Source organism: Stenotrophomonas sp. GQ19, assembly GCF_059758695.1.
In genome coordinates this window covers 168008-190616 of sequence record NZ_JCAXES010000009.1, presented here as the reverse complement: position 1 = coordinate 190616, position 22609 = coordinate 168008, and the positions used below count along the sequence as shown (strand labels likewise).

17 protein-coding genes are annotated in these 22609 nt (G+C 69.1%); 10 read left to right on the top strand and 7 right to left on the bottom strand.

The annotated features are described in order from the left end of the window. Positions 1-51 precede the first annotated feature (51 nt). Positions 52-381, top strand: a complete 330-nt coding sequence (locus tag AC6CHL_RS16625) for a hypothetical protein (RefSeq protein ID WP_448132678.1) — start codon at positions 52-54, stop codon at positions 379-381. 240 nt (positions 382-621) lie between these two features. Beyond that, positions 622-2823, top strand: coding sequence for an IgaA/UmoB family intracellular growth attenuator (locus AC6CHL_RS16620; protein ID WP_498295393.1), 2202 nt, complete (start codon positions 622-624; stop codon positions 2821-2823). Between the two features lie 60 nt (positions 2824-2883). Here AC6CHL_RS16620 and AC6CHL_RS16615 read toward each other — a convergent pair whose 3' ends face one another. Next, positions 2884-3561: a hypothetical protein gene (locus AC6CHL_RS16615; protein ID WP_498295391.1), complete on the bottom strand. Its 678-nt coding sequence runs from the start codon at positions 3559-3561 to the stop codon at positions 2884-2886. Between the two features lie 38 nt (positions 3562-3599). Continuing rightward, entirely contained in the window at positions 3600-4046 is a 447-nt protein-coding gene (locus AC6CHL_RS16610; protein ID WP_463600103.1) for a hypothetical protein, read from the bottom strand. A gap of 216 nt (positions 4047-4262) precedes the next feature. Here AC6CHL_RS16610 and AC6CHL_RS16605 point away from each other — a divergent pair, with 216 nt between their 5' ends. From AC6CHL_RS16605 to AC6CHL_RS16590, 4 genes are all read left to right on the top strand, one after another. Next, entirely contained in the window at positions 4263-6398 is a 2136-nt protein-coding gene (locus AC6CHL_RS16605; RefSeq protein ID WP_463600102.1) for an IgaA/UmoB family intracellular growth attenuator, read from the top strand. A gap of 184 nt (positions 6399-6582) precedes the next feature. Continuing rightward, positions 6583-9063, top strand: coding sequence for a DEAD/DEAH box helicase (locus AC6CHL_RS16600; protein WP_038691374.1), 2481 nt, complete (start codon positions 6583-6585; stop codon positions 9061-9063). Continuing rightward, positions 9060-10175: a ribonuclease H-like domain-containing protein gene (locus tag AC6CHL_RS16595; protein ID WP_498295390.1), complete on the top strand. Its 1116-nt coding sequence runs from the start codon at positions 9060-9062 to the stop codon at positions 10173-10175. The genes AC6CHL_RS16600 and AC6CHL_RS16595 overlap by 4 nt, the downstream gene beginning before the upstream one ends. Positions 10176-10254: 79 nt before the next feature. Further along, positions 10255-10575 carry an I78 family peptidase inhibitor gene (locus tag AC6CHL_RS16590; protein WP_448132673.1) on the top strand — a complete coding sequence of 107 codons (321 nt, stop codon included), beginning with the start codon at positions 10255-10257 and terminating at the stop codon, positions 10573-10575. Positions 10576-10635: 60 nt separating this feature from the next. Here the strand turns inward: AC6CHL_RS16590 and AC6CHL_RS16585 are convergent, their stop codons facing one another. Together AC6CHL_RS16585 and AC6CHL_RS16580 are read right to left on the bottom strand one after the other, a co-directional pair. Further along, entirely contained in the window at positions 10636-12429 is a 1794-nt protein-coding gene (locus tag AC6CHL_RS16585) for a M56 family metallopeptidase (protein WP_498295389.1), read from the bottom strand. A gap of 3 nt (positions 12430-12432) precedes the next feature. Continuing rightward, positions 12433-12819 carry a BlaI/MecI/CopY family transcriptional regulator gene (locus AC6CHL_RS16580; RefSeq protein WP_038691382.1) on the bottom strand — a complete coding sequence of 129 codons (387 nt, stop codon included), beginning with the start codon at positions 12817-12819 and terminating at the stop codon, positions 12433-12435. Positions 12820-13021: 202 nt separating this feature from the next. On the opposite strand from AC6CHL_RS16580, the gene AC6CHL_RS16575 reads away from it, so the two are divergent. Beyond that, positions 13022-14167, top strand: a complete 1146-nt coding sequence (locus AC6CHL_RS16575) for a serine hydrolase domain-containing protein (RefSeq protein ID WP_498295387.1) — start codon at positions 13022-13024, stop codon at positions 14165-14167. Here AC6CHL_RS16575 and AC6CHL_RS16570 read toward each other — a convergent pair. Beyond that, on the bottom strand, positions 14104-14502 hold the full coding sequence (locus AC6CHL_RS16570) for a hypothetical protein (RefSeq protein ID WP_498295385.1): 399 nt from the start codon (positions 14500-14502) through the stop codon (positions 14104-14106). The two genes, AC6CHL_RS16575 and AC6CHL_RS16570, sit on opposite strands and share 64 nt — an antisense overlap. Positions 14503-14598: 96 nt before the next feature. After that, a complete protein-coding gene (locus tag AC6CHL_RS16565) occupies positions 14599-15708 on the bottom strand; it encodes an SDR family oxidoreductase (protein ID WP_448132669.1) in 1110 nt (369 codons plus the stop codon). A 157-nt stretch (positions 15709-15865) separates the two neighbouring features. On the opposite strand from AC6CHL_RS16565, the gene AC6CHL_RS16560 reads away from it, so the two are divergent. Beyond that, positions 15866-16207, top strand: coding sequence for a hypothetical protein (locus AC6CHL_RS16560; protein ID WP_038691388.1), 342 nt, complete (start codon positions 15866-15868; stop codon positions 16205-16207). 9 nt (positions 16208-16216) lie between these two features. On the opposite strand, the gene AC6CHL_RS16555 is transcribed toward AC6CHL_RS16560, so the two are convergent. Continuing rightward, complete coding sequence (locus AC6CHL_RS16555) at positions 16217-17281, bottom strand: DNA topoisomerase IB (RefSeq protein WP_498295383.1); 1065 nt, start codon at positions 17279-17281, stop codon at positions 16217-16219. A gap of 136 nt (positions 17282-17417) precedes the next feature. Here AC6CHL_RS16555 and AC6CHL_RS16550 point away from each other — a divergent pair, with 136 nt between their 5' ends. Further along, positions 17418-17819, top strand: a complete 402-nt coding sequence (locus AC6CHL_RS16550) for an I78 family peptidase inhibitor (RefSeq protein ID WP_081797291.1) — start codon at positions 17418-17420, stop codon at positions 17817-17819. Between the two features lie 177 nt (positions 17820-17996). Then, positions 17997-22451 carry a glutamate synthase large subunit gene (gltB, locus tag AC6CHL_RS16545; RefSeq protein WP_498295381.1) on the top strand — a complete coding sequence of 1485 codons (4455 nt, stop codon included), beginning with the start codon at positions 17997-17999 and terminating at the stop codon, positions 22449-22451. Positions 22452-22609 lie beyond the last annotated feature (158 nt).

Sequence of the window (22609 nt, the reverse complement as noted above, 5' to 3'; positions counted from 1 at the left end):
GCCTCGTGCACACTACCTGCGCACTGCACACCAAGGACAGGTCACGCATACATGGAAAAGCCGTCGAACACCCCCTCCCAGCGCACGCAGCTGATCGCCTCAGTGCTGCTCCTTTCCGTGCCACTGCTGCTGGTGGGGGGGCTGCTGCTGCGCGACCACGTGGCCAAGCAGCGTCAGCGTGAATTCGCTGCGCAGATGATGGCGATGCAGGTGGCCGACGGCCAGCGACGCCAGCAGGCCATCATCCAGGCGCTGGAAGCGGCTGCACAGCCCGCGCCGATCGCGTCAGTTGAACAGCCCGATGCCGAGCCGATGACGTTGCAGGCGGTGACCGTCACCCCCGATGCCGGGTACAGCCCACCGCCACCGCCGCCGCGCTGACGTGTTTACGACGCCCGGTATTCGTAGCGGTCGGCGTGCTGTCGCCGCTGCACCGCGAGCGGCATCACGCAAGAAACGCAGGCATGCCATTTGCCCTATCCGGCCGCGCGCGGCAGACTAGCGCCCGCCAAATGCCGCTCCAATGGAGGGAGCCATGAACGACATGATGTCGTGCGCCGATCGCACGCGTTTCCTGCCCGATCCGTCCGGGCCCAACCGCACACGCGCGGGAGCAACGCGATGACGTTCTGGATCATCCTGAAACTGGTGCTGCTGGGCGTGGCCCTTTTCAGCTTCCTGTCCTACAAGTCGCGTCGCAGCGACAATCACGGTGCGTTGGCGCAGCTGCGCGAAGCACCCGTGCTGCGCACCTTGACGCCCGACGAAGCACTGGCGCTGGAGCCGCTGCGCGTGGCCGGCGGACTGAGCTGGGCGCCGGAGGTACGGGCGCTGCGTGGACGCTTCAGCCGCCATGGCCTCGAGGTCAACGGCGCCCAGACCCTGCACGACACGCTGGGCAACGTGGAGGTGTTGTTACCCTACGACGCGCCGGCGTTCCTGCACGACGACGACAACGATGCCGAAGTGGTGCTGAGCGCCAAACAGGCCATTGTGGTGCGGCTCAACGGCTTCACCGTGGTGGACGGCCGTGCCCGCACCCTGCAGCAGGCAAGTGCCCACGGCGATGACGAACTGCCACCGCCCCTGCCCGGTCAGGGCGATCCTGCGGATGCCGACGCCACGCTCAGCAGGCCCGTGCAACAGATCGCAGAAACGCCCGTGGAGGTACGGGAACGGCGCGTGGAAACGCCCGAGGAAGCGGCACTGCGCCAGCCCACCTCGCGCGTGTGGAAGATGGCCGGCCTTTGGGTGCTCGCGTTCGTCCTGATGCTGGTAGTGGCCAATGCCGATCTCGGCGGTGCACGCGTGCCGCTGCTGCTGGCGGCACTGGCGATGGCCGGCGCAGCGGTGTGGTGGCAGTGGCGGCGCCCCGCCCCGGCCGCGCCGGCGAAGCCGCTGGCGGTGAACCGCGTCCACGGGCCGCTGCGCCTGGTGGAGCTGCCCAATCCGACCAATGCAGCCCTGCGCACCTATCACTACTTCCTTGGCGATGCGTTGCAGGTACAGATGCCGGCGCACTGGCAGCACTCCGGGCGGTTGCCGCTCGGGCAGCCGGTGGAGATGGAGATCCTGGCGACCAGCGGCGAGGTGCTGGCGATGGGCAGCGCGTGGTCGCAGGTGGACGAAGCACGTCGCTTCCCGGCGGCGCGCTGGGGCCATCATGTGGTGCTGCTGGCCGTGGGGCTGGTGGCACTGTTGGCCGCGCTGCTCAACAGCCATGGCGTCACCGACGACATGGCGCTGGCGTGGCAGGGCGTGCGTGGCGGAGAGACCCGCAGCGATGCCACCGCGGCTTCGCTGGCGCAGCGGCCGCCGCGCGGTGGCGACCGGGTCAGGCTGCGCGGCGAAGGCCAGTGCGAACTCGCCCTCACTCCCCTGCAGGACATCGATGCGGCCATCGTGCTGCCCGATTGCAGCCGCGTGCGCTGGGGTGGCACGCCGGTGAGGCTGCCCGGGCTGCAGATGCCCGACGCGCTGCTGTCGCTGTATCGCGGCGACTATGTCAGCGTCCGCGAAGACAACATGTCGGCCATGCTGCGCCTGCTGATGTTGCAGCAGGCCGGCAGCGATCCTTACGCACAGGCCGCACTGTCGGCGCAGCATAGCGGCGGCAAGATCGTGAGTGGCATGGGCAACCTGGTGGAGGTCGTCGAACAGGCGTGCGCCGCCGGCCTGGAGGACTGCGACGCGCTGAAGCGCGAGATCGTGGACGAGCTTGCCGCCACGGCAGACGTGGACGGCCAGGAACTCGCCCTGGACAGCTGGCCACTCCTGGCCCGCGAACTGCGCCGTGCCGTCGAGGAAGGCAACGACGGCATGCTGATGCCATCGCACCAGTTGAGCGCGCTGCAGGACATTACCCGTGGCCATGCCGGTATCGCCATCGCGCGGCAGCTGCAGACGCTTGCCCCGCAGTTGCTGTCGCTGCAGCAGGGCGGCGTGGTGCTGGCCACCCCGCATGACCTGCGGGGCGATGCCGACGCGGTGCGGCTCGATGCGGCCGACGTGCGTGCCGAATCGGTGCTGGATCGCTGGGAGCAGGCGATGACCACCTTGGCCACACCGGTGCCGTTCACGGTGGACGGCCTGGTGGTGGGCCGCCACGAAGATGCCGCCGGCCTGCGCCTGGAGGTGAATACCGATGCCGACCAGCGCCGCATCGTGGCCGCCGCTGCCAGCACCCTGGCCCTGTTGCTGGCCAGTGCGCTGGCACTGGGCCAAGCCGCGCTGCTGTGGCGCGGGGTAGCCCGGGCCCGGGCGCGCCGCCGCGCGCTGGACGCGGACATGCAGACCCGCCCGGTACCCGGGCTGGCAGCCTGACGCACGTGGTTGTCGTGTACTGGCCCGGCCGGCCACCCTCGCGCCGGGCCCTGTCCGGTGTTACCGCTGCGGGCGGGTACGCCGGTACACACCGTTGAAGCGCACGTTCATGCCACCGCATTCGCTGTTGTCGGCCACGATCAGGTAGTCGCCCAGGAGGTGGGCGCGCAGCGTGCAGGTGGCGTCCTGGAACGCCACCGTGTTCCCCGTTGGCGCGGCCAGCGCCTCCACCTGGCCCATGTTCGGCCCGTACGGGCGCACCTCCGGGGTGGGATTGGCCGACGGCCAGTAGGCATCGCCCTCCACGTGCAACTGGCCGCCCCGCACGCCGATGACCAGATGGTCATCGCCATCGCGCCAATCACCGGCCCATGCCTGCAGCGTCGGCGGTGGCAGCGGCTGCGGCTGCAGACGCGTGCTGGCTACCCAGCCCGCACTGCCGCCCCCCTTGTTGGGGAAGAACGCGCAGCGGTACCCATCCTTGTCGCGCCCGGTGATCAACGTATCGCCGGGCACCACGTAGCTGCGCTGGCGGCACGCCGGTTCGCCGCGCGCCGGGCAGCCCTCCGTGTCGCTCAACAGGTACAGCCGCGATGCACCGACCACCTTCGCCAGCGCGAAGCCGCTTTGTTCCGAGGGAAAGGCGCCGTTGCGGCAGCTGCCATCGTCGGCGCTGCCACTGGCCATGGCCGTGACGGGAAGCAGTGCGGCAAGCAGGAACACAGAGCGCAGGGACATGGCGGTAAGCGGGCGTGGCGGGGCGACAGGATAGCCGGTCACTTCTGCGGCGGTGCCACGCAGCCCTGCTGCGGATCGCAGAACTGCAGCGCGCGCAGTTGCTGCTGTTCGGTCAGCTGCGGCGGTGGGCGGGCGATGGCCGACTGGATCTGGTCCGGTGCGCCGGTGATCGTATGGATACCCTGCGCGGCCTTGGCGATACCGTAGTAGATGCCCATCATCACGTAGCCGCCGCTCATGCTCACCTGCTCTGGAGTGGGCGGCTCGCGCCAGGAGCGACTGAAGCGGTTGTTTTCGGCCTGCACCGGGCTCTTGAACCGGTACAGATCCAGCGGCACGTCTTCATCGGGCTTGATGGCGCGTACTTCGCCCAGCGTGGTGACGCTGTCCTGCGGCGGTGGGGCGGCCACGTCGGTCGACGCCACCGGCGCGGGCGACATGCTCGGCGCGGCCTGTTGCGCGTGCGCGATGCTGGCCAGCAACATGCTGATCAGAAGTGCTCCCTGCGGTCCACGTCGTGACACGGCGCTCTACCAATCTCCGGTGCGTTCATCGGCGAGGATACCGTGCCAGGATTCAGATTTCGTTGCGTGGCGCAAGCGGCGTTCAGCCCGTGTGTGACGCCACATTGCAACATGTTGCATTGTCGCCGTGCACGGCAAGGGCGACGCTGTGCGGTTCACCCGTGCCTGGAACCGCCCATGCTCACCTTTCTGGTGTTTGCCAAGCTCCTGATCCTGCTGCTGTCGCTGCTGGGCGCAGTCATCTACGCCGGGCGACGTCGCGATGCACGGTATGCGATCAGGGCACTGCGCAAGACGCCAGTCGTGCGCGCGCTGGATGAAGCGGAGTTCGCTGCGCTGGAACCTTTTCGGTTGACCGGGCAGCTGGCTGAATCGCGGGAGGTCCGAAACCTGGCAGGTCCCTACAGCCTCGAGCATGACGAGGCGCAGCTACTCCATGAACGGCTGGGGGAGGTGGAGGTGGTGCTGCCCTACGACGCGCGCCAGTTCGTGCCGGCGCAGCCCCGTGCCGAGGTGGTACTCGGTCATTCGCAAGCGATCGTCGTGCGCATGAACGGGTTCGACATAGCCGCAGGACTGGTGCGCGAACAGGTAGCAAAGGCAGAGCACTATGCATGGTTGGCCACAGAACGGCAGACCACGCCCGCACCTCCTGTCGATGATGCGGCCCAGGGGCAGGGCTTGGCTCCGGTAGCCGGGCCCCAAATCGATTGTTGCTCCTCGGACCTGCCTGCTCAGCGGGAGGAAACCCCTGAGGAACGGGCCCTCCGCCAGCCGCAGTGGCTGGGTCTGCCGAGCGCCGGCTGCTACTTGCTGGCCTGCCTGCTGTTGTGGCTGGGCACCATGCGCGTGCTGGACCTGCCTTGGTTGATGCTGGTGGCCGGCATCGTAAGCGCGTCAGTCGGCGTGGCACTCACCCGCCCGCGTCGCCGACCGCTGCCTGCGGCAGGTACCGTCAACCAGTTCAAAGGCACCCTTGGGGAGCCACGCCCGCAGCCCATTGGCCAGGTCGAAATCGACACCCCTGTCCTGGAGATCGGCAATGTGCAAGTCAATGCGCCGCGCCACTGGTGCACCGGCCATGCACTTCCGCTGGGGCAACCAGTGATTGCCGAGGTTCGCACTGCTGATCGGTATCTGTTGTCGCTGAATCCCGGCCGTTCGCTGGTCGAAGAGGCACGCCGCCTGCCCCCGTCGACATTGGGCCGCCACCTGGTCTGGTTGGGGACGGCAATGCTGGCCACGCTGTGGTCGCTGCAGGCCGGGAACGCCGTCTTTGACGACCTGCGCATTGCCCGTCATGCGCTGCATGTCCCGGCCCTGCGCAGCGACCCCACGCCAGCCACCGTACTGGCCGCTCCGCCGCGACCAGGGGATCGGGTCAGCCTGCAGGGTGACGGCACCTGCGGTATCGCTGCGCTGCTGGCTGCCGGCCATACCCTGGCGCAATCCGATTGTCGGCAGACGCTGTGGGGTGGCCCGGCGATCGAGCTTCCTGGGATCGTGCTGCCCCCCACGTTGGACCTGCTGGACCGCGACGATGCCATGCGCGTGGAGATAAGTCGTCTCGAACTGTTGGCGCTGCAGTCGACCTTTCCGAGCCGGTCCACCGCAGGCCACCGCAACCGGATCCTCGGCGTGGCACCGCTGGTGGAGGCACTTGAACGGGTGTGCTTGGAGGGTGTTGTGGCTTGCGACGCCTTGCGTGACCGCCTACTGGAGCTATTGCTGCCGGCGCTTCAGGAAAAAGCGGGCGGACGCGTGCCGCGCGTCGATGGCAACCGCTGGGAGTATCTTTCCGACACCCTCCGGGGCCTGGCGCAGGCCCACGACGACACGGTGTACCTGGGCGGAGCGGACCTGAAAGCGTTGTACGAGATCCAGCTGGCCATTGTGCGTGAGTTCGCCCAGCACAAGCTGGCGGACATCGGTTCGATCGCGCTGGCAACGCCAACCGACGGCCTGGTGCTGATCGACGTGCATCGGGCCGCTGACATCCGTCCCTCGGTAGTGGAGGCACCGTTGGAGCACTGGCAACACACCCGCGACCAGGTGAGCCAGCAGCGCCCGTTCGCGTTGCGCGGTTGGGTGGTCGGGCGCGAGCACGACGTCCACGGCCTGCGCCTGCACATCGATACCCGATCAGAGGCCTCGCCCTTCACCGCGGCACTTGTCCACAGTGTCTGGCGTGCATTGGCAGTGCTGTTGTTGGGCGTACAGACCTTGCTGCTGCTGCGCTGCACCCGCCAGACGCACTTCCATCACGCCACATGGGCTCCCTCCGTGGATGCCGAGACCCGGCAGCACCAATGACGCCGGGCGTACGCCTGCTCCTGGTGATACTGGCAGCGGTGCTGGCTGCCTAGACGCTGCGGTGGCCGCGCTGGCCACACGTCCCGCACCCACGCGCTGAATCATTCACCCACCACCCGCGGTGTGTCTCAAACATTGAGACGCCGCTGTGGTTCCATGGCGTCCTTTGCAGATCGTTGTTCCCATGGCCTACGAACTCGCCAAGCGCACCGAAGATGCCGAGCGCCGCCTGTCCACCACCGACGGGCTGCCCTCGCGCAACGGCGCGCTGCTCACCGCGCGCCTGCAGCAGCGCTACGCCGACCGCATCACCGGCAGCTTCACCATCCCCGGCCGCGAAGGGCGCTACGCGCCGATCCCGGCCGACGTGCCGGCCGCGCTCACCGCCGCCCTGAAGGCGCGCGGCATCGAGCAGCTGTACAGCCACCAGGCCGAGGCGTGGGATGCCACCCAGCGCGGCGAGCACGTGGCCATCGTCACCCCCACCGCCAGCGGCAAGTCGCTGTGCTACACCCTGCCGGTGGTGAGTGCGGCCATGCAGGGCAAGGCCAAGGCGCTGTACCTGTTCCCGACCAAGGCGCTGGCCCAGGACCAGGTGGCCGAGCTGCTGGAACTCAACCGCGCCGGCGACCTGGGCGTGAAAGCCTTCACCTTCGACGGCGATACGCCCGGCGATGCGCGCCAGGCGATCCGCCTGCACGGCGACATCGTGGTCTCCAACCCGGACATGCTGCACCAGGCGATCCTGCCGCACCACACCAAGTGGGCGCAGTTCTTCGAGAACCTGCGCTATGTGGTCATCGATGAAGTGCACACCTACCGCGGCGTGTTCGGCAGCCATGTCACCAACGTGCTGCGCCGGCTCAAGCGCATCTGCGCGTTCTACGGGGTGGAGCCGCAGTTCATCCTGTGCTCGGCCACCATCGGCAACCCGCAGGCGCATGCGCAGGCGCTGATCGAAGCCCCGGTCACCGCCATCACCGAATCCGGCGCGCCCAGCGGGCCCAAGCACGTGCTGCTGTGGAACCCGCCGGTGGTCAACGCCGACCTGGGCCTGCGCGCCTCGGCGCGTTCGCAGAGCAACCGCATCGCCCGCATCGCGATCAAGTCCGGGCTGAAGACGCTGATCTTCGCGCAGAGCCGGTTGATGGTTGAAGTGCTCACCAAGTACCTCAAGGACATCTTCGACCACGACCCGCGCAAGCCCGCGCGCATCCGCGCCTACCGCGGCGGCTACCTGCCCACCGAGCGCCGCGAGACCGAGCGTGCCATGCGAGCCGGGTTGATCGACGGCATCGTCAGCACCTCGGCGCTGGAGCTGGGCGTGGATATCGGCAGCCTGGACGTGGTGGTGCTCAACGGCTACCCCGGCAGCGTGGCGGCCACCTGGCAGCGCTTCGGTCGCGCCGGGCGCCGCCAGCAGCCCGCGCTGGGGGTGATGGTGGCCAGTTCGCAGCCGCTGGACCAGTACGTGGTGCGCCACCCGGACTTCTTCGCCGACGCATCGCCCGAGCACGCGCGCATCGCCCCGGACCAGCCGCTGATCCTGTTCGACCACATCCGCTGCGCCGCCTTCGAGCTGCCGTTCCTGGCCGGCGACCCGTTCGGGCCGATCGACCCGTTGGTGTTCCTGGAAGCGCTGGCCGAAACCGAGGTGATCCACCGCGAAGGCGACCGCTGGGAGTGGATCGCCGACAGCTACCCGGCCAACGCGGTGAGCCTGCGTTCGGTGGCCGACGGCAACTTCGTGGTGGTCGACCGCAGCGACGGCAAGCAGCAGATCATCGCCGAGGTGGATTATTCGGCGGCCGCGCTCACCCTGTATGAAGGCGCCATCCACATGGTGCAGTCCACGCCGTACCAGGTGGAGCGGCTGGATTGGGACGGCCGCAAGGCCTACGTCACCCGCACCCACGTGGACTACTACACCGACAGCATCGACTTCACCAAGCTCAAGGTGCTGGACCGTTTCGACGGCTGCCTTGCCGGGCAGGGCGATGCCCACCACGGCGAGGTGCACGTGGTGCGGCGCGTGGCCGGTTACAAGAAGATCCGCTACTACACCCACGAAAACATCGGCTACGGCCCGGTCAACCTGCCCGACCAGGAACTGCACACCACCGCGGTGTGGTGGCAGCTGCCGCAGGCATTGCTGCTGACCGCGTTCGAGAGCAAGCAGGAAGCGCTGGATGGTTTCCTGGGCGCGGCATATGCGCTGCACATCGTGGCCACGGTGGCGGTGATGGCCGACGCGCGCGACCTGCAGAAGGCGGTGGGCAACGGCGACGGCGCGTGGTTCGCGGTGGCCGACCAGAGCGGCCGTGGCCAGCTGCGCGGGGCCGAGTTCGATGCCAGCGCGATCGAACTGCAGCAGCAGTTCGTGCCCACCGTGTACCTGTACGACAACTTCCCCGGTGGCGTGGGCCTGAGCGAGCCGTTGTGGCTGCGCCAGGACGAACTGCTGCAGCGCGCGCGCGAGCTGGTGCAGCGCTGCGACTGCAAGGCCGGCTGCCCGGCCTGCGTGGGTCCGGTGCTGGCCGGGCAGGAAGACGATGCCACCACGCCCCGGGCGCTGGCGCTGAAGGTGCTGGACCTGTTCGATGCCCCGGCGCTGCCCGGCGCCGACGCGCAGGACCGCGTGCATGCCGAGGTGGTGCCGCAGTGAGCCTGAGCCTGGACAAGCTGCGCCTGCTGCGCCGGCAGGCCGGTGACGCCACCCCCGCGCCTGCGGGGGAGCGGACGAAGGCGACCGAGGGTGCACCGCCCGCCGCTGACACGGGCGTGGCCACCCCCAACGAAACGGTCGGCACCGACCGTCGGTCGGCACACGTCACCGCGCTCCCCGCCGCCGCCAACGATGCGCGCGCACGGTCCCCCGCGCCGGCCTCGGTGTTTGCCTGGGTCGAACAGGAAATCCGCCACAAGCCCACTGGTGCGGCCACCAGCACGCCCGCAGCGCCCGCACCGGCGCTGCGCACGCCCGACGTGGGCAGCCTGCACCGGCTGCTGGGCCTGCGTGGTCGGGGCAGCGCCGCAGCGCCCGCGCCGCGCGCCAACGCGCAGGACCGCCATGTGCCCGGCGAGGAGATCGCGCCCGGGCTGTTCCTGATCGAATCGTTCCTGCCCCAGCCCATTCCCACCCAACCGCTGTCGCTGGCCTTCGCCAAGCGCGAGGGCGACCAGGTGCAGCCGCAGGACCTGATGTTCTTCGATACCGAAACCACCGGCCTGGCCGGCGGTACCGGCACCCGCGCTTTCATGATCGGGGCGGCCGACTGGCATGCCCATCCCGAACAGGGCGAGGGTCTGCGCATCCGCCAGTTGCTGATGACCACCATGGCCGCCGAAACCGCAATGCTGCGCGAGTTCGCCGGCTGGCTGCAGCCCACCACCGTGTTCTCCAGCTACAACGGCCGCTGCTACGACGCCCCGCTGCTCAAGACCCGCTACCGGCTGGCCCGGCAGCGCTGCCCGATCACCCCGCTGGACCACGTGGACCTGCTGTTCCCGACCCGCCGCCGCTACCGCGGCACCTGGGAGAACTGCCGGCTGGCCACCATCGAACGGCAGCTGCTGCAGATCGTGCGCGAAGACGACCTGCCCGGTTCGGAAGCGCCGGCGGCATGGCTGAACTACCTGCGCGGCGGCAGCGCGGTGAACCTGCGCCGCGTGGCCGAGCACAACCACCAGGACGTGGTGACGCTGTCGCTGTTGATGCTGCGGCTGGTGGCCGAGGAACAGCGCGCGCGGGAAACGCTGGCACTGCAGGGCGAATGAACGCGGCGGTGGGCTTTTGACGCGATGTGAAGCACGCACCCACCACACTGCCCGCTACTGACCCCGGGAGGAGTACCGCATGCGCCTTGCCCTGTTGTTGACCCTAGGTTGTGCGTTGCCACTGGCCGCCTGCAGCCAGCCGCCGAAAACCAACGCCCCCACGTCCGAACCCATGGCCGCCGGTGCCGACAGTGCCGCCCGCTGCGATGCGGAGAAGTTGAATGGCCTGGTGGGCCAGACCGCCAGCGAGGCGGTGCTCGCCAAAGCAGTCAAGGACAGCGGCGCCCGCCATGCACGCGTGCTCAAGCCGGGCATGGCCATGACCATGGATTACCGCGAAGACCGCGTCAGCATCGAAGTGGACGAACAGAACAAGATCGTCCGCGCCAACTGCGGTTGATCGCGTGAGCCCATGAAGGCGGCGGCCTGCGTCGCTGCGCAGGCCGCCGTTGCCGCGCGGTCAGTCGCGCAGGCGCTCGGCCTTGCCGCTGGACAGTGCCTGGTCGATCGCCGCGCGCACGTCACGTGCGGCGCGGGCCGAGGCCAGGCTCTGCTGCTGCGCCAGGCGCGCCTGCTCGCGGCCAAGTTCGGCCTGTTCGCGGGCCACCCGGGCGAGCTGTTGCGCATCCACGGCCTTGGCAGAGGCCTTGCGCGCCTGACGTGCCGCCTGGTTGGCCTCGGCGGCCGCGTCCAGGGTGGCGTGCTGCGCGGCCGCGTGGGTCACCGCGTCCACATCCAGATGCGCCATGACGTCGGCGGTGACCTGCATGCTCACCCTGGCCATCTGCTCGCCGATCTCCGATTGGCGATCGCCCAGGTCCGCCTGCGCGTCGCCCAGTGCGGCCACTTCGCTCTGGCTGCGTCCCAGCTGCCGCAGCACGGCCGGATCGCGGATCAGGTAGCGGGCCTGCCCGCGCCGTACCCACAGCACCGGTTCGCCATCGCGGGCATCGCGCCGCGCCTGCTTGAGGTCGGCCACCGAGGCATTCACGAAGTTGTCGCCATCCCCCATCAGTACGAAGGCCTGCGCCGGTTGCCGGGACAGCGTGAGCTGGCCGTGGGTGACCAGCGGCATGCCATCGTCCAGCGCCTGCGGTGAGGCCGGCGCACGGGGCGCCTGCGGTGCCATCGGCGGTGCCGGCGGCGCAGGGACCGCCATCGGTTCCGGGGCAGGGACCGGCGCGGAGGGCGCGGGCGGCGGCGTGGCCGGGGCGTGCGGTGCAGCCGGTGGCGGCGGCGGCGCGGGTGGCGCAACCGCAGCCACCAGCCGCAGCGGCGCCACACCGACCAGCACGAACACCGCGGTGATCGCCATGGCCGCCATGCGCGGGAAACGACGGGTCTGCTGCAGGCTCAGCAGGCGACGCTTGAGGCTGCGGAAGTTCGGCGACGCACTGGCCACACCCACCGCCGGGCGCGGGGCCACGCCCAGCTGCACCAGCAACCGGCCGTAGTCGTGCCGGCAATGGCCATGCCCGGCCACCACCGCACCATCGCAGGCTTCTTCGCGGGCCAGCGCATATTCGCGGGCGGCCAGATGCACGAGCGGATGGAAGAAGAACAGGTGCTGCGCCAACGCAGGCAGCAAGCCCCACCACAGGTCGCGGCGCTGCAGGTGCACCAGCTCGTGGGTCAGCGCCATGTCCAGGTCGTCGGCCGCCATCGCCGGCAGTTCGCGCGCGGGCAGCAGCAGCACCGGGGCCCACGGTCCGATCAGCTGCGGCGAGCGGATCTGCGCGGAGATCTTCAAGGCGGGCGCGCGGCGCAGGCCGTGTGCTTCGGCCGCCAGCTGCAATGCGTCCTGCAGCGAGGCATCGGTGCACTCCACTGCATCGCGTACCAGCGCGCGGCTGTGGCGATAGCCACGCAGGCTGTGCAGCAGCATCACCAGCACACCCGCCGCCCACATTGCCAGCAGCACGGCAGGCCACGACCACAGCACCGAGGCCGGCGCCGCCATCGCAACCGTGTCGGCGGCCGCAGGTGCCACCGCAACCGCGGCGTCCATGGCAGGCAGTGCGATCACCTGCGTGGTCTGCGCCGCGGGCGCGGGCAACACCGCCAGCTCCAGCGGACTGCTCCAGACCAGGCCCAGTACCGCCTGCAGGGCCACCAACCACCACAAACGCACCCGCGTGGACGGCGGCAGGCCCGGCAGCAGCCGGCACACGCCCCACACCAGGCCCACCAGCACCGCGCTCTGCACGCTGGTCCAGCCCAGCCGCACCAGCAGGTCCATCATCAGCGTCTCCATGGCTCAGCCCTCCCGCTTGCGTGACTGCAACTGCGCGACCAGCGCTTCCAGCTCGGCCAGTTCCTGGTCGCTGACCTCGGCCTTGTGCGACATGAAGGCCACGAACGGCGATACCGAGCCCTGCAGGGTCTTTTCCACGAAGCTGGCCACCGCGCCCTGCACCACGCTGTCCTGGCCGCTGGTGGCGGCGTAGCGGTACACGCCCTGCACCTGCTTGCGCTGCAGGTAGGCCTTGCCGCGCAGGCGTTCCATCATGGTCAGCACGGTCGAGCGGGCCAGCCCGCGTTCTTCGCCAAACCCCGCCGCCACTTCACCGACGGTGGCGCCGCCCTGTTCTGCTACGTACTGCAACAGGGCCAGTTCCTGGTCCCCGATGGTTTTGCCGCGCATGACACACTCCGATGACTACACGTGTCGTCACCGTGCCAGTGACTACAACTGTCGTCAAGTGCCGGACGGCGCGCGCCGACGAACGGTCGCCTGCGCGCCGGTTAAACCTTTTCGCCCGCCGCCGCATCCAAGCCTGCGAGCCCGGACTGTCCGCCGCTCCACCGGCGCGCGGCGACCGGTGCACCCGCCCAAGGAAAGCTGCATGCGTTTCAGTGCCCTCCGCACCCCCGTCCTGTTGGCCGCGCTCGCAGTGCCCTTGGCGTGTTTCGCCGCTCCCTCCACCGCCTGGGATCCCGCCAACGCGCAGGCCCGCCGGTTCGTGCAGGACACGATGCAGGCCAGGCGCATTCCGGGCCTGCAGATCGCGGTGGTCAAGGACGGCCAGCTGGTGCTGTCCGAGGCCTATGGACTGGCCAATGTCGAGAACGGCGTGGCCGCCACGCGCGACACGCGTTTCCCGCTCAACTCGGCCACCAAGTCCTTTACCGGGGTCGCGATGGCGCAGCTGGCCCAAGCCGGGCGCGTGGATCTGCAGGCACCGGTGTCGCGCTACCTGGATGATCTGCCGCCGGCGTGGGGCAAGGTGCAGGTGCGCCAGCTGCTCGCCCATACCTCCGGCCTGCCGGACATCCTCGATGCGCAGGGCCTGCTGGGCGGCGGCACCGAAGAGCAGGCGTGGACGCAGGTAACCGCCCTGCCGGTGGAAGCAGCGCCGGGGGAGCGCTTCCGGTACAACCAGACCAACTACGTGCTGCTGGCGCGGATCATCGCCAGGCAGGCCGGCATGCCGTATCCGCAGTACATGGCCAGGCATCAGTTCGACGTGGTGGGCATGCCACGCACCACCTTCGGCGACAGTTACGACCTGGTCGCCGACGCGGCCACCATCTACAGCTGGTTCCCCCGCAAGACCGACGCCGCCGATGCACCGCAACGGCTGTCGCACTGGTTCTACGACCTGTCACCGGGTCTGTGGGCCGGTGCGGGCATGCTCACCACCGCCGACGAGGTGGGCCGCTGGATCATCTCGCTGTCGCAGGGGCAATTGCTCAGGCCGGACGGCGTGCGCCGCATGTGGACACCGGAACGCCTGAACAACGGTGAGCCCGGCGCCTGGTCGGCCGGCTGGCCCATCATGGGCACGGCCCCGGACCTGCAGGTCGGCGGCATGGGCGGCGCACGCGCGGCGTTCATCGTCTATCCCGAACGTCGGCTGGCGGTGGTCGTGTTGACCAACCTGGTCGGTGCCAACCCGCAGGACTTCATCGCCCCGATCGCCGCGTTCTACGGCGCTGTGCCCACCACCGATGCCAGCCGGCCATCGACGAAGCGCACGGCAACCCCGTAGGTCCGCGTCGGCGAGGTGAACTGGAGCGTCAGCGCCTGGCGCTGCCGCGTGCAGGAACTGCGCAGGCCCAGAAACCCCGAGCGCGCACCGATCTGATCATTGATCTGCCGTACCTGCTCCGGCGGCAGCGCCACGTCGTTGACCGTGAACGCAGTCACCGGCGCGGCCTGCCCCGCGTCCACGGTGATGTCGAAGCGACTGTCACCGCAGTGCAGCTGGTGGCGGGAGACGTAGTGCGTGGCCGTCACACCGTCCTCGGTGGTTATCGACGTCAGCGGCGCGGCGGCCACGCCCGCCAGCAGCAGTCCCAATCCGGTTGCGGCGGCGACACCCATCGTTGCACTCCTTATCCATGTCCGTCCCACTCCGCCCACCGGCGGCTGACGCGGCGTAGATCGCGCGCGTCAGCCTGCCGTGCTACCGCGCCGCGCTCAGCCGCGCGGCCCGCCCATCACCGGCAGGATCGCCCCGCTGATATAGCTGGCGGTCACCGGGGAGGCAAGGAACACGTAGGCCGGGGACAACTCCTCCGGCTGCGCCGGGCGGCCCATGTCGCTGTCCTTGCCGAACTCGGCCACGTCGGCGGCCTGTTTGTCGGCCGGGTTGAGCGGTGTCCAGACCGGGCCCGGCGCCACCGCGTTGACCCGGATCCCGCGCGGTAGCAGCTGGCTGGCCAGCGCCTTGGTGAAGGCGTGGATGGCGCCCTTGGTGGCGGAGTAGTCGATCAACGCCTTGCTGCCGAACAGGCCCGTCTCCGACCCGGTGTTGATGATGCAGTCGCCTTCCTGCAGGTGCGGCAGCACCGCGCGGGCCATCTGGATATAGCCGCCGATGTTGGTCTGCAGGGTTTCCTGCAGGTGCGCGTCCTCGAGGTCTTCCAGGCGCTCGCAATGCAGCTGGAAGGCGGCATTGTTGACCAGGATGTCGATCCCGCCGAAGGCCTTGGCCACCTGCTTGACCGCCTTGTTGCAGAACGCGGGGTCGCGCACGTCGCCGGCGATCACCAGGCAGCGGCCGCCTTCGGCTTCCACATGCTGGCGCGTCACCTTGGCGTCGGCCGCTTCGTCCAGGTGCAGCACGGCCACGTCGGCGCCTTCGCGGGCAAACAACACGGCCACCGCGCGGCCGATGCCCGAATCGGCCCCGGTGATGATGGCGCGCTTGCCGGCAAGCTTGCCGCTGCCCTTGTAGTCAGGGGCAAGGAAGCGCGGCGCCAGCGCCAGTTCGTGCTCATTGCCCGGCTTGGCGATCTGCTGCGCCGGCATCGTCTCCGGCTGCTTGCGCGCGCCGGCCTGGGTGGCCTTCCTGGTCGCCTTCTTCGCCACCTGCTTCTTCGCGGCCTGCTTGGCTACGCGTGCATCCTTGGCCTTCTCCTGGTCCTGCAGGCGGCGCTGGCGCGCGGCCACGCGGGCGGCGCGCGGGTCCTTCGCCGCTGCCTTGCGGGTGGCGGTCTTCACCACCGGCGTGCGCTCGGCCAGGGGTTTGGCGGCCTTGTCAGCGGCGGCGGGCGAGGTGGGCGTGCGAGTCTTGCGGGTGGCCATCTGCGGCTCCTTTGCGAAAGCGTTCAAGTGCACAGGCAGTGTGGCCAACCGCGCGGCCACGCAAAGTGAGTGCGATGTGGGCAATCCGTGCAGGCTTCATCCGCTGCATACGTCAAACGCGGCACGCTGCAGGCCGGAAAACCTGCTGGAGTCACCCATGTACCGCACCCTTTTCGCGGCGGCCGCCCTGGCCACCCTTTCCGCCTGCAGCAGCACCCCGGTGGCGCAGGTGCAACCCATCGACGGGGTGATCTCCGGCCAGTGCCACGTGGACAAGGTGCGCGGTGCGGTGGGCCTGGCCGCATCGGCGGCCACCATCGAGCGCGCCCGGGTGGACAGCGACAGCCTGCAGGTGAACGTGGTGCGCGGGCAGCGCGCCGAGAGCGGCCCCACCGCCAGTGGCGCGGCCAACCCGACCCCGGGCGCGCAAACCGGCGGCGAGCGTTTGACCATCGAAACCGGCCGCACCAACAACATCACCGCGCTCTACTGCGGCTGATGGACCCGCTCAGGCCGCCCGCGCGCGCTTGACCGTGCGCCGTGCGGCCTTGAGCACCTTCAACGTCGCCTGCTCCCATTGCCGCTCGCCGCGCAGACCTGCCAGCGCCTTCAGCGAGCCGGCGCGCCAGCCGTCGAACACGCACGGATCGATGTAGGACTTTCTGCACACCGACGGCGTATTGCCCAGCAGGCTCGCCACCTCGCACACCACCTGCTTCTGCAACCCCGCAAGCGCACGTTCGCTGGACGGTTCGGGCAGCTCGGTGACGGCCAACTGGCGGATGGCTTCCAGCGTCCCGCCCCAAGTGCGGAAGTCCTTGGCACTGAAATCCTCGCCCATCGCGTCGTGCAGATAGTCGTTGACCATGCCCGAATCCACCGGCTGCACCGCCCCCTCGTCATCGCGGTACTGGAACAGCGCCTGCCCGGGCAGCTGCTGGCAGCCACGGATCAGCGTCACCAGGCGGCGATCATCCACGTCCACCTCATGCGCCTGTCCGGACTTGCCGCGGAAGCGCATCTGCGCACGCCCGCCCTTGACCAGCGCCAGGTGCCGGTTGCGCAGCGTGGTCAACCCGTAGGACCGGTTGTCGCGGGCGTATACCTCATTGCCCACCCGCACCAGCGTCTGCGCCAGCAGCGCGACCACAATGGCCAGCACCTTGTCGCGCGGGAAGCCGGTCAGCTTCAGGTCGCGCCGCAGGCGGCGGCGCAGCACGGGCAGCGCAGTGCCGAAGGCGATGATGCGGTCGAACTTGCCGTCGCCGCGCACCCGCGCCCAGTCGGTGTGGTAGCGGTACTGCTTGCGCCCGCGCGCGTCCCGCCCGGTGGCCTGCAGGTGGCCATTGGGCAGCGCGCAGATCCACACGTCGGTGTAGGCCGGCGGAATCGCCAGCGCGCGGATCCGTTCCAGGGTGGCGGCATCGCGCACCGCCGCGCCATCGGCGTCGCGGTAGCTGAAGCCCTTGCCGGCACGGCGCCGCTGCAGGCCCGGCATTTCATCGCTGACATAGCGCAGGCCGGCCTCGCGGGCGGCGGCGACTTCGGGGGTGACGCGACGGCTGGGGCTCATCGGAGGACGCGGCGGTAAGGGCCTGCAGTGATACCCGGTGCGGGTGCGAGGGCGCGTCAATAACACAACACGAACACCTCACGCCCCGCTTGGCGATATCCTCCAAGGTTTCCCTGGTTCGATGTCTGGAGTCTCGATGCCGTCCTTGTCGTTCCGCCGCCTGCGGCGTTCCATTGGCCTTGTGGCCGTCATTCCCGCCCTGCTCGTACTGGCCGCCTGCCAGGCGCCGCCCATGGACGAGCAGGAAGCCGTGGGCACCCATGCCCAGAAGGCCGCCGAGGCCGCTGCGGCCCCGACCGATGAAACAGGCAAGGCGCTGGAAGCGCCGCCGGTCGGCAACTGCGATGCCACCCAGGTGCAGAGCCTGGTCGGCCAGGCCTATACCGACAAAATCGGCAGCCAGGCCCAGCAGGACGCCAGCGCCAAACAGCTGCGGGTGCTCAAGCCCAACGACATGACCACGATGGAGTTCGTCGGTGAACGACTGAACATCGAAGTGGACGAAAAGGGCGCCATCAGCGGCCTGCGCTGCGGCTGAACAGGGACGCCTGGAACCCTGGTTCCAGGCGGTTTTTGAAGGGGTTTGGTTGCGCCTGCAACCGTGTATTGCGGCGTTGCAGCAACTGTGATCTAGTCGAGTCATCCGGTGCCTCCAGATGCGCTCAACGGATTGAGCGGGGACGAGTGTCGCCGCTCACCCGACATTGAGGCAGAGATGGCCCCCCGCAACCGCCAAGGGCTTTACGACCCGCAAGATGAGCGCGATGCCTGTGGTTTCGGCATGGTTGCCCAGCTCGACGACCAGCCGTCCCGACTGCTGGTGGACACCGCCATTGCGGCACTTTCGCGCATGACCCACCGTGGTGGCGTGGCCGCCGATGGCATCACCGGCGACGGCTGCGGCCTGCTGCTGCGCCGCCCCGACGTGTTCCTCAAGGCACTCGCCGCCGAAGCCGGGCTCAGCCTGGGGGCGCGTTTCGCCGCCGGCGTGGTGTTCCTGCCGCACGACGAAGCGGCCGCCCAGGCCTGCCGCGACACCCTGGAACAGCAGCTGCGCGATGCCGGCTGTCGACCGGTCGGTTGGCGCCTGGTGCCCACCGACCCCAGCGTGTGCGGGCAACTGGCCCGCGACACCCTGCCGCGCATCGAACAGGTGTTCGTGGATGCCGGTGCCGAGCAGGACGAGGCCACCTTCACCCTGGCCCTGTTCCTGGCCCGCCGCCGCAGCGAACAGCAGCTGCGCGAGCACGCCGACTACTACGTCACCACGCTCAGCCCGAACGCGATCAGCTACAAGGGCATGGTGCTGCCGGACAAGCTGAGCCGCTTCTACGTGGACCTGCAGCGCAACGACCTGGCCTCCAGCGCCATCGTGTTCCATCAGCGCTTCTCCACCAACACGCTGCCGCGCTGGCCGCTGGCGCACCCGTTCCGGATGCTCGCCCACAACGGCGAGATCAACACCATCGAGGGCAACCGCCGCTGGGCGCAGGCGCGCAGCAAGGTGTGGAAGACCCCGCGCTTCGACATCGGCCAGTTCGACCCGGTGATCTCCATGCACGGCTCGGATTCGCAAAGCCTGGACAACATGCTGGAGCTGATGGTCAGCGCCGGCATGGAGCTGATCCAGGCGCTGCGCATCCTGGTGCCGCCGGCCACCCAGTCGCTGGAGTTCAAGGACCCCGACCTGGCCGCGTTCTACGAGTTCTACGGGCTCAACAGCGAGCCGTGGGACGGCCCGGCCGGCATCGTCGCCTGCGACGGTCGCTATGCGGCCTGCACGCTGGACCGCAACGGCCTGCGCCCGGCGCGCTGGATGCTCACCTCCGACCGCCACTTCCTGGTCGCCTCCGAAGCGGGCGTGTGGGAAGTGCCGGCCGAGCGCGTGGTGCGCAAGGGCAAGCTGGGCCCGGGCGAGATGATGGCCATCGACCTCAAGCGCGGTGATCTGCTCGACTCGGACGCCATCGACCGCATCAACCGCGGACGCGCGCCGTACAAGCAATGGCTGCAACAGGGCGTGACCTACCTGCAGACCGAGCTGATTGATCCTTCACTGGTGGAGGAACCGTTCGACGAGCGCACCCTGCGCAGCTACCACAAGCTGTTCCAGCTGAGCACCGAAGAAGTCGAGCAGATCCTGCGGCCGCTGGCCGAGACCGAGCAGGAAGCCACCGGCTCGATGGGCGACGACACGCCCATGGCCGTGCTCAGCCAGCACAGCCGCCCGCTGTACGACTATTTCCGCCAGGCGTTCGCGCAGGTCACCAACCCGCCGATCGACCCGCTGCGCGAAGACTGCGTCATGTCGCTGACCACGCAGCTCGGCAAGGAGACCAACATCTTCCATGCCGGTGCGGAGACGGTGAACCACGTCATCCTCAATTCGCCGGTGCTCAGCCAGCGCAAGCTGCGCCAGCTGATCAAGATGGAGCAGTACGTCGAGAAGAACCGCCTGATCGACCTGTCCTACAGCCTGGACGAAGGCCTGAAGGCCGGCATCGAGCGCATCTGCGCCGAGGCCGAGGCGGCTGCCCGCGAGGGCATCGTGATGCTGCTGCTGAGCGACCGCTACCCGGTCGCCGACCGGCCGATGGTGCATGCGTTGCTGGCCACCAGCGCGGTCCACCACCACCTGTCCAACGCCGGGCTGCGCTGCGACGTCAACCTGATCCTGGAAACCGGCACCGCACGCGACGCGCACCACATGGCCTGCCTGCTCGGCTTCGGTGCCACCGCGGTGTACCCGTACCTGGCCTACCAGACCCTGTTCGACCTGGGCCGGCGCGGCATCCTGCAGCTGAGCAAGGGCGGCGAGCAGTCGCAGATCGGCCGCCGCTACCGCAAGGGCATCTACAAGGGCCTGTCCAAGATCATCTCCAAGATGGGCATCTGCACCGTGGCCAGTTATCGCGGCGCGCAGCTGTTCGAGATCGTCGGCCTCGATGACGAGGTGGTCGACCTGTGCTTCCCGGACACCGCCTCGCGCGTGGCCGGCGTGGGCTTTGCGCGCCTGGACGACGAGGCCCGCGAACTCACCGTGCGTGCCTGGAACGACCTGCTGCGCCCGGACGTGGGCGGCGTGCTGAAGTACGTGCACGGCGGCGAATACCACATGTACAACCCGGACGTGGTCATGACCCTGCAGCGCGCCGCGCGCAGTGGTGATGCCGCTGATTGGCAGCGCTACTGCGAGGCCGTGCACGGCCGCCCGGTGTCGGCGCTGCGCGACCTGCTGCAGCTCAAGGCCGCGCCCACGCCCACGCCGCTGGACGAGGTGGCCCCGGCCGAAGACCTGTTCCGTCGCTTCGACACCGCCGCCATCAGCCTGGGTGCGCTGTCGCCCGAAGCGCATGAAGCGCTGGCCATTGCCATGAACCGGCTCGGTGGGCGCAGCAACTCCGGTGAAGGCGGCGAAGACCCGGTGCGTTACGGCACCGAGAAGCGCAGCAAGATCAAGCAGGTGGCCTCGGGCCGCTTCGGCGTCACCGCCGAATACCTGGTCAACGCCGAAGTGCTGCAGATCAAGGTCGCCCAGGGCGCCAAGCCCGGCGAAGGCGGCCAGCTGCCCGGCCACAAGGTCAACGAACTGATCGCACGGCTGCGCTATGCCAAGCCGGGCATCGGCCTGATCTCGCCGCCGCCGCACCACGACATCTACTCCATCGAAGACCTGGCCCAGCTGATCTACGACCTCAAGCAGGTCAACCCCGACGCGCTGGTGTCGGTGAAGCTGGTCAGCCATGCCGGTGTCGGCACCATCGCCGCGGGCGTGGTGAAGGCCGGCGCCGACCTGATCACCGTGTCCGGCCATGACGGCGGCACCGGTGCCAGCCCGGTCAGCTCGATCCGCTATGCCGGCGTGCCGTGGGAGCTGGGCGTGGCCGAATCGCACCAGGCACTGGTGGCCAACGACCTGCGCGGGCGCACCCTGCTGCAGACCGACGGTGGCCTGAAGACCGGCCTGGACGTGATCAAGGCCGCGCTGCTGGGTGCGGACAGCTTCGGCTTCGGCACCGCGCCGATGATCGTGCTGGGCTGCAAGTACCTGCGCATCTGCCACCTCAACAACTGCGCCACCGGCGTGGCCACCCAGGACGAGCGCCTGCGCGCGCAGTACTTCACCGGCCTGCCCGAGCGCGTGGAGAACTTCTTCCGCCTGCTGGCCGAGGAAGTGCGGGGCTGGCTGTCCTACCTGGGCGTGCGCTCGCTGGACGAGATCGTCGGCCGCACCGACCTGCTGCAACAGGTCGAGGTAGCGCCGCGCCCCGGGGTCAAGGTCGACCTGTCGCGCCTGCTCAACCCGGCCCGGTACGAAGGCAGCCACTGCGCCGCGCAGCGCCTGTACGAATCGCCGGACAGCCTGGCCACGCAGATGGACGGTCTGCTGGCCCCGGCCATTGCCGGCAAGCTCGGCGGCGAACACCGCTTCCTGATCCACAACACCGACCGCTCGATCGGCACCCGCCTGTCCGGTGCGATCGCCCGCGTGCACGGCAACCAGGGCATGAGCGATGCGCCGCTGACCCTGCGGTTCCGCGGCACCGCCGGGCAGAGTTTCGGGGCGTTCAACGTGGGCGGCCTGCAGCTGGAGGTCGAAGGCGAAGCCAACGATTACGTCGGCAAGGGCATGGCCGGCGGCCGGCTGGTGGTACGCCCGCCGCGTGGTGCGCGCTTCGAAGCACGCAACACCGCGATCATCGGCAACACCTGCCTGTACGGCGCCACCGGCGGCGAGCTGTTCGCGGCCGGGCGTGCCGGCGAGCGCTTCGGCGTGCGCAACTCCGGCGCGCTGGCGGTGATCGAAGGCGCCGGTGACCACTGCTGCGAATACATGACCGACGGCATCGTGCTGGTGCTGGGCAAGGTGGGCCTGAACTTCGGCGCCGGCTTCACCGGCGGCCTGGCCTACGTGCTGGATATCGACCGTGACTTCGTGGACCGCTACAACCACGAACTCATCGACATCCACCGCATTTCCGCCGAGGGCTTCGAGAACCATCGCCAGCACCTGCATACGCTGATCAGCCGCCACCGCGAACTGACCGGCAGCATCTGGGCGCAGCAGATCCTCGACGAGTTCCGCGATTACGTAGGCAAGTTCTGGCTGGTCAAACCCAAGGCCGCCAGCATCGAATCCCTCACCGACTCGCTGCGCCGCGCCGCCTGACCGTCCACGTAGTGCCGTCCGCTGGCCAGCAACCCAAAAAATCGTAGTGCCGGCCGCTGGCCAGCAACCCAAAAATCGTAGTGCCGGGCTCTGCCCGGCAACCCGAACATTCCGTAGCGCCGGGCTCTGCCCGGCGACCGAACAACGCAGGGCCCACC

Excerpts from the sequence above, each read along its gene's own strand:
- AC6CHL_RS16555 (WP_498295383.1), bottom strand. The coding sequence starts at position 17,281 with ATGAGCCCCAGCCGTCGCGTCACCCCCGAAGTCGCCGCCGCCCGCGAG.
- AC6CHL_RS16570 (WP_498295385.1), bottom strand. The coding sequence starts at position 14,502 with ATGGGTGTCGCCGCCGCAACCGGATTGGGACTGCTGCTGGCGGGCGTG.
- AC6CHL_RS16560 (WP_038691388.1), top strand. The coding sequence starts at position 15,866 with ATGTACCGCACCCTTTTCGCGGCGGCCGCCCTGGCCACCCTTTCCGCC.
- AC6CHL_RS16620 (WP_498295393.1), top strand. The coding sequence starts at position 622 with ATGACGTTCTGGATCATCCTGAAACTGGTGCTGCTGGGCGTGGCCCTT.
- AC6CHL_RS16605 (WP_463600102.1), top strand. The coding sequence starts at position 4,263 with ATGCTCACCTTTCTGGTGTTTGCCAAGCTCCTGATCCTGCTGCTGTCG.
- AC6CHL_RS16600 (WP_038691374.1), top strand. The coding sequence starts at position 6,583 with ATGGCCTACGAACTCGCCAAGCGCACCGAAGATGCCGAGCGCCGCCTG.
- gltB (WP_498295381.1), top strand. The coding sequence starts at position 17,997 with ATGGCCCCCCGCAACCGCCAAGGGCTTTACGACCCGCAAGATGAGCGC.
- AC6CHL_RS16580 (WP_038691382.1), bottom strand. The coding sequence starts at position 12,819 with ATGCGCGGCAAAACCATCGGGGACCAGGAACTGGCCCTGTTGCAGTAC.
- AC6CHL_RS16590 (WP_448132673.1), top strand. The coding sequence starts at position 10,255 with ATGCGCCTTGCCCTGTTGTTGACCCTAGGTTGTGCGTTGCCACTGGCC.
- AC6CHL_RS16615 (WP_498295391.1), bottom strand. The coding sequence starts at position 3,561 with ATGTCCCTGCGCTCTGTGTTCCTGCTTGCCGCACTGCTTCCCGTCACG.
- AC6CHL_RS16610 (WP_463600103.1), bottom strand. The coding sequence starts at position 4,046 with ATGTTGCTGGCCAGCATCGCGCACGCGCAACAGGCCGCGCCGAGCATG.
- AC6CHL_RS16585 (WP_498295389.1), bottom strand. The coding sequence starts at position 12,429 with ATGGAGACGCTGATGATGGACCTGCTGGTGCGGCTGGGCTGGACCAGC.
- AC6CHL_RS16625 (WP_448132678.1), top strand. The coding sequence starts at position 52 with ATGGAAAAGCCGTCGAACACCCCCTCCCAGCGCACGCAGCTGATCGCC.
- AC6CHL_RS16550 (WP_081797291.1), top strand. The coding sequence starts at position 17,418 with ATGCCGTCCTTGTCGTTCCGCCGCCTGCGGCGTTCCATTGGCCTTGTG.
- AC6CHL_RS16565 (WP_448132669.1), bottom strand. The coding sequence starts at position 15,708 with ATGGCCACCCGCAAGACTCGCACGCCCACCTCGCCCGCCGCCGCTGAC.
- AC6CHL_RS16575 (WP_498295387.1), top strand. The coding sequence starts at position 13,022 with ATGCGTTTCAGTGCCCTCCGCACCCCCGTCCTGTTGGCCGCGCTCGCA.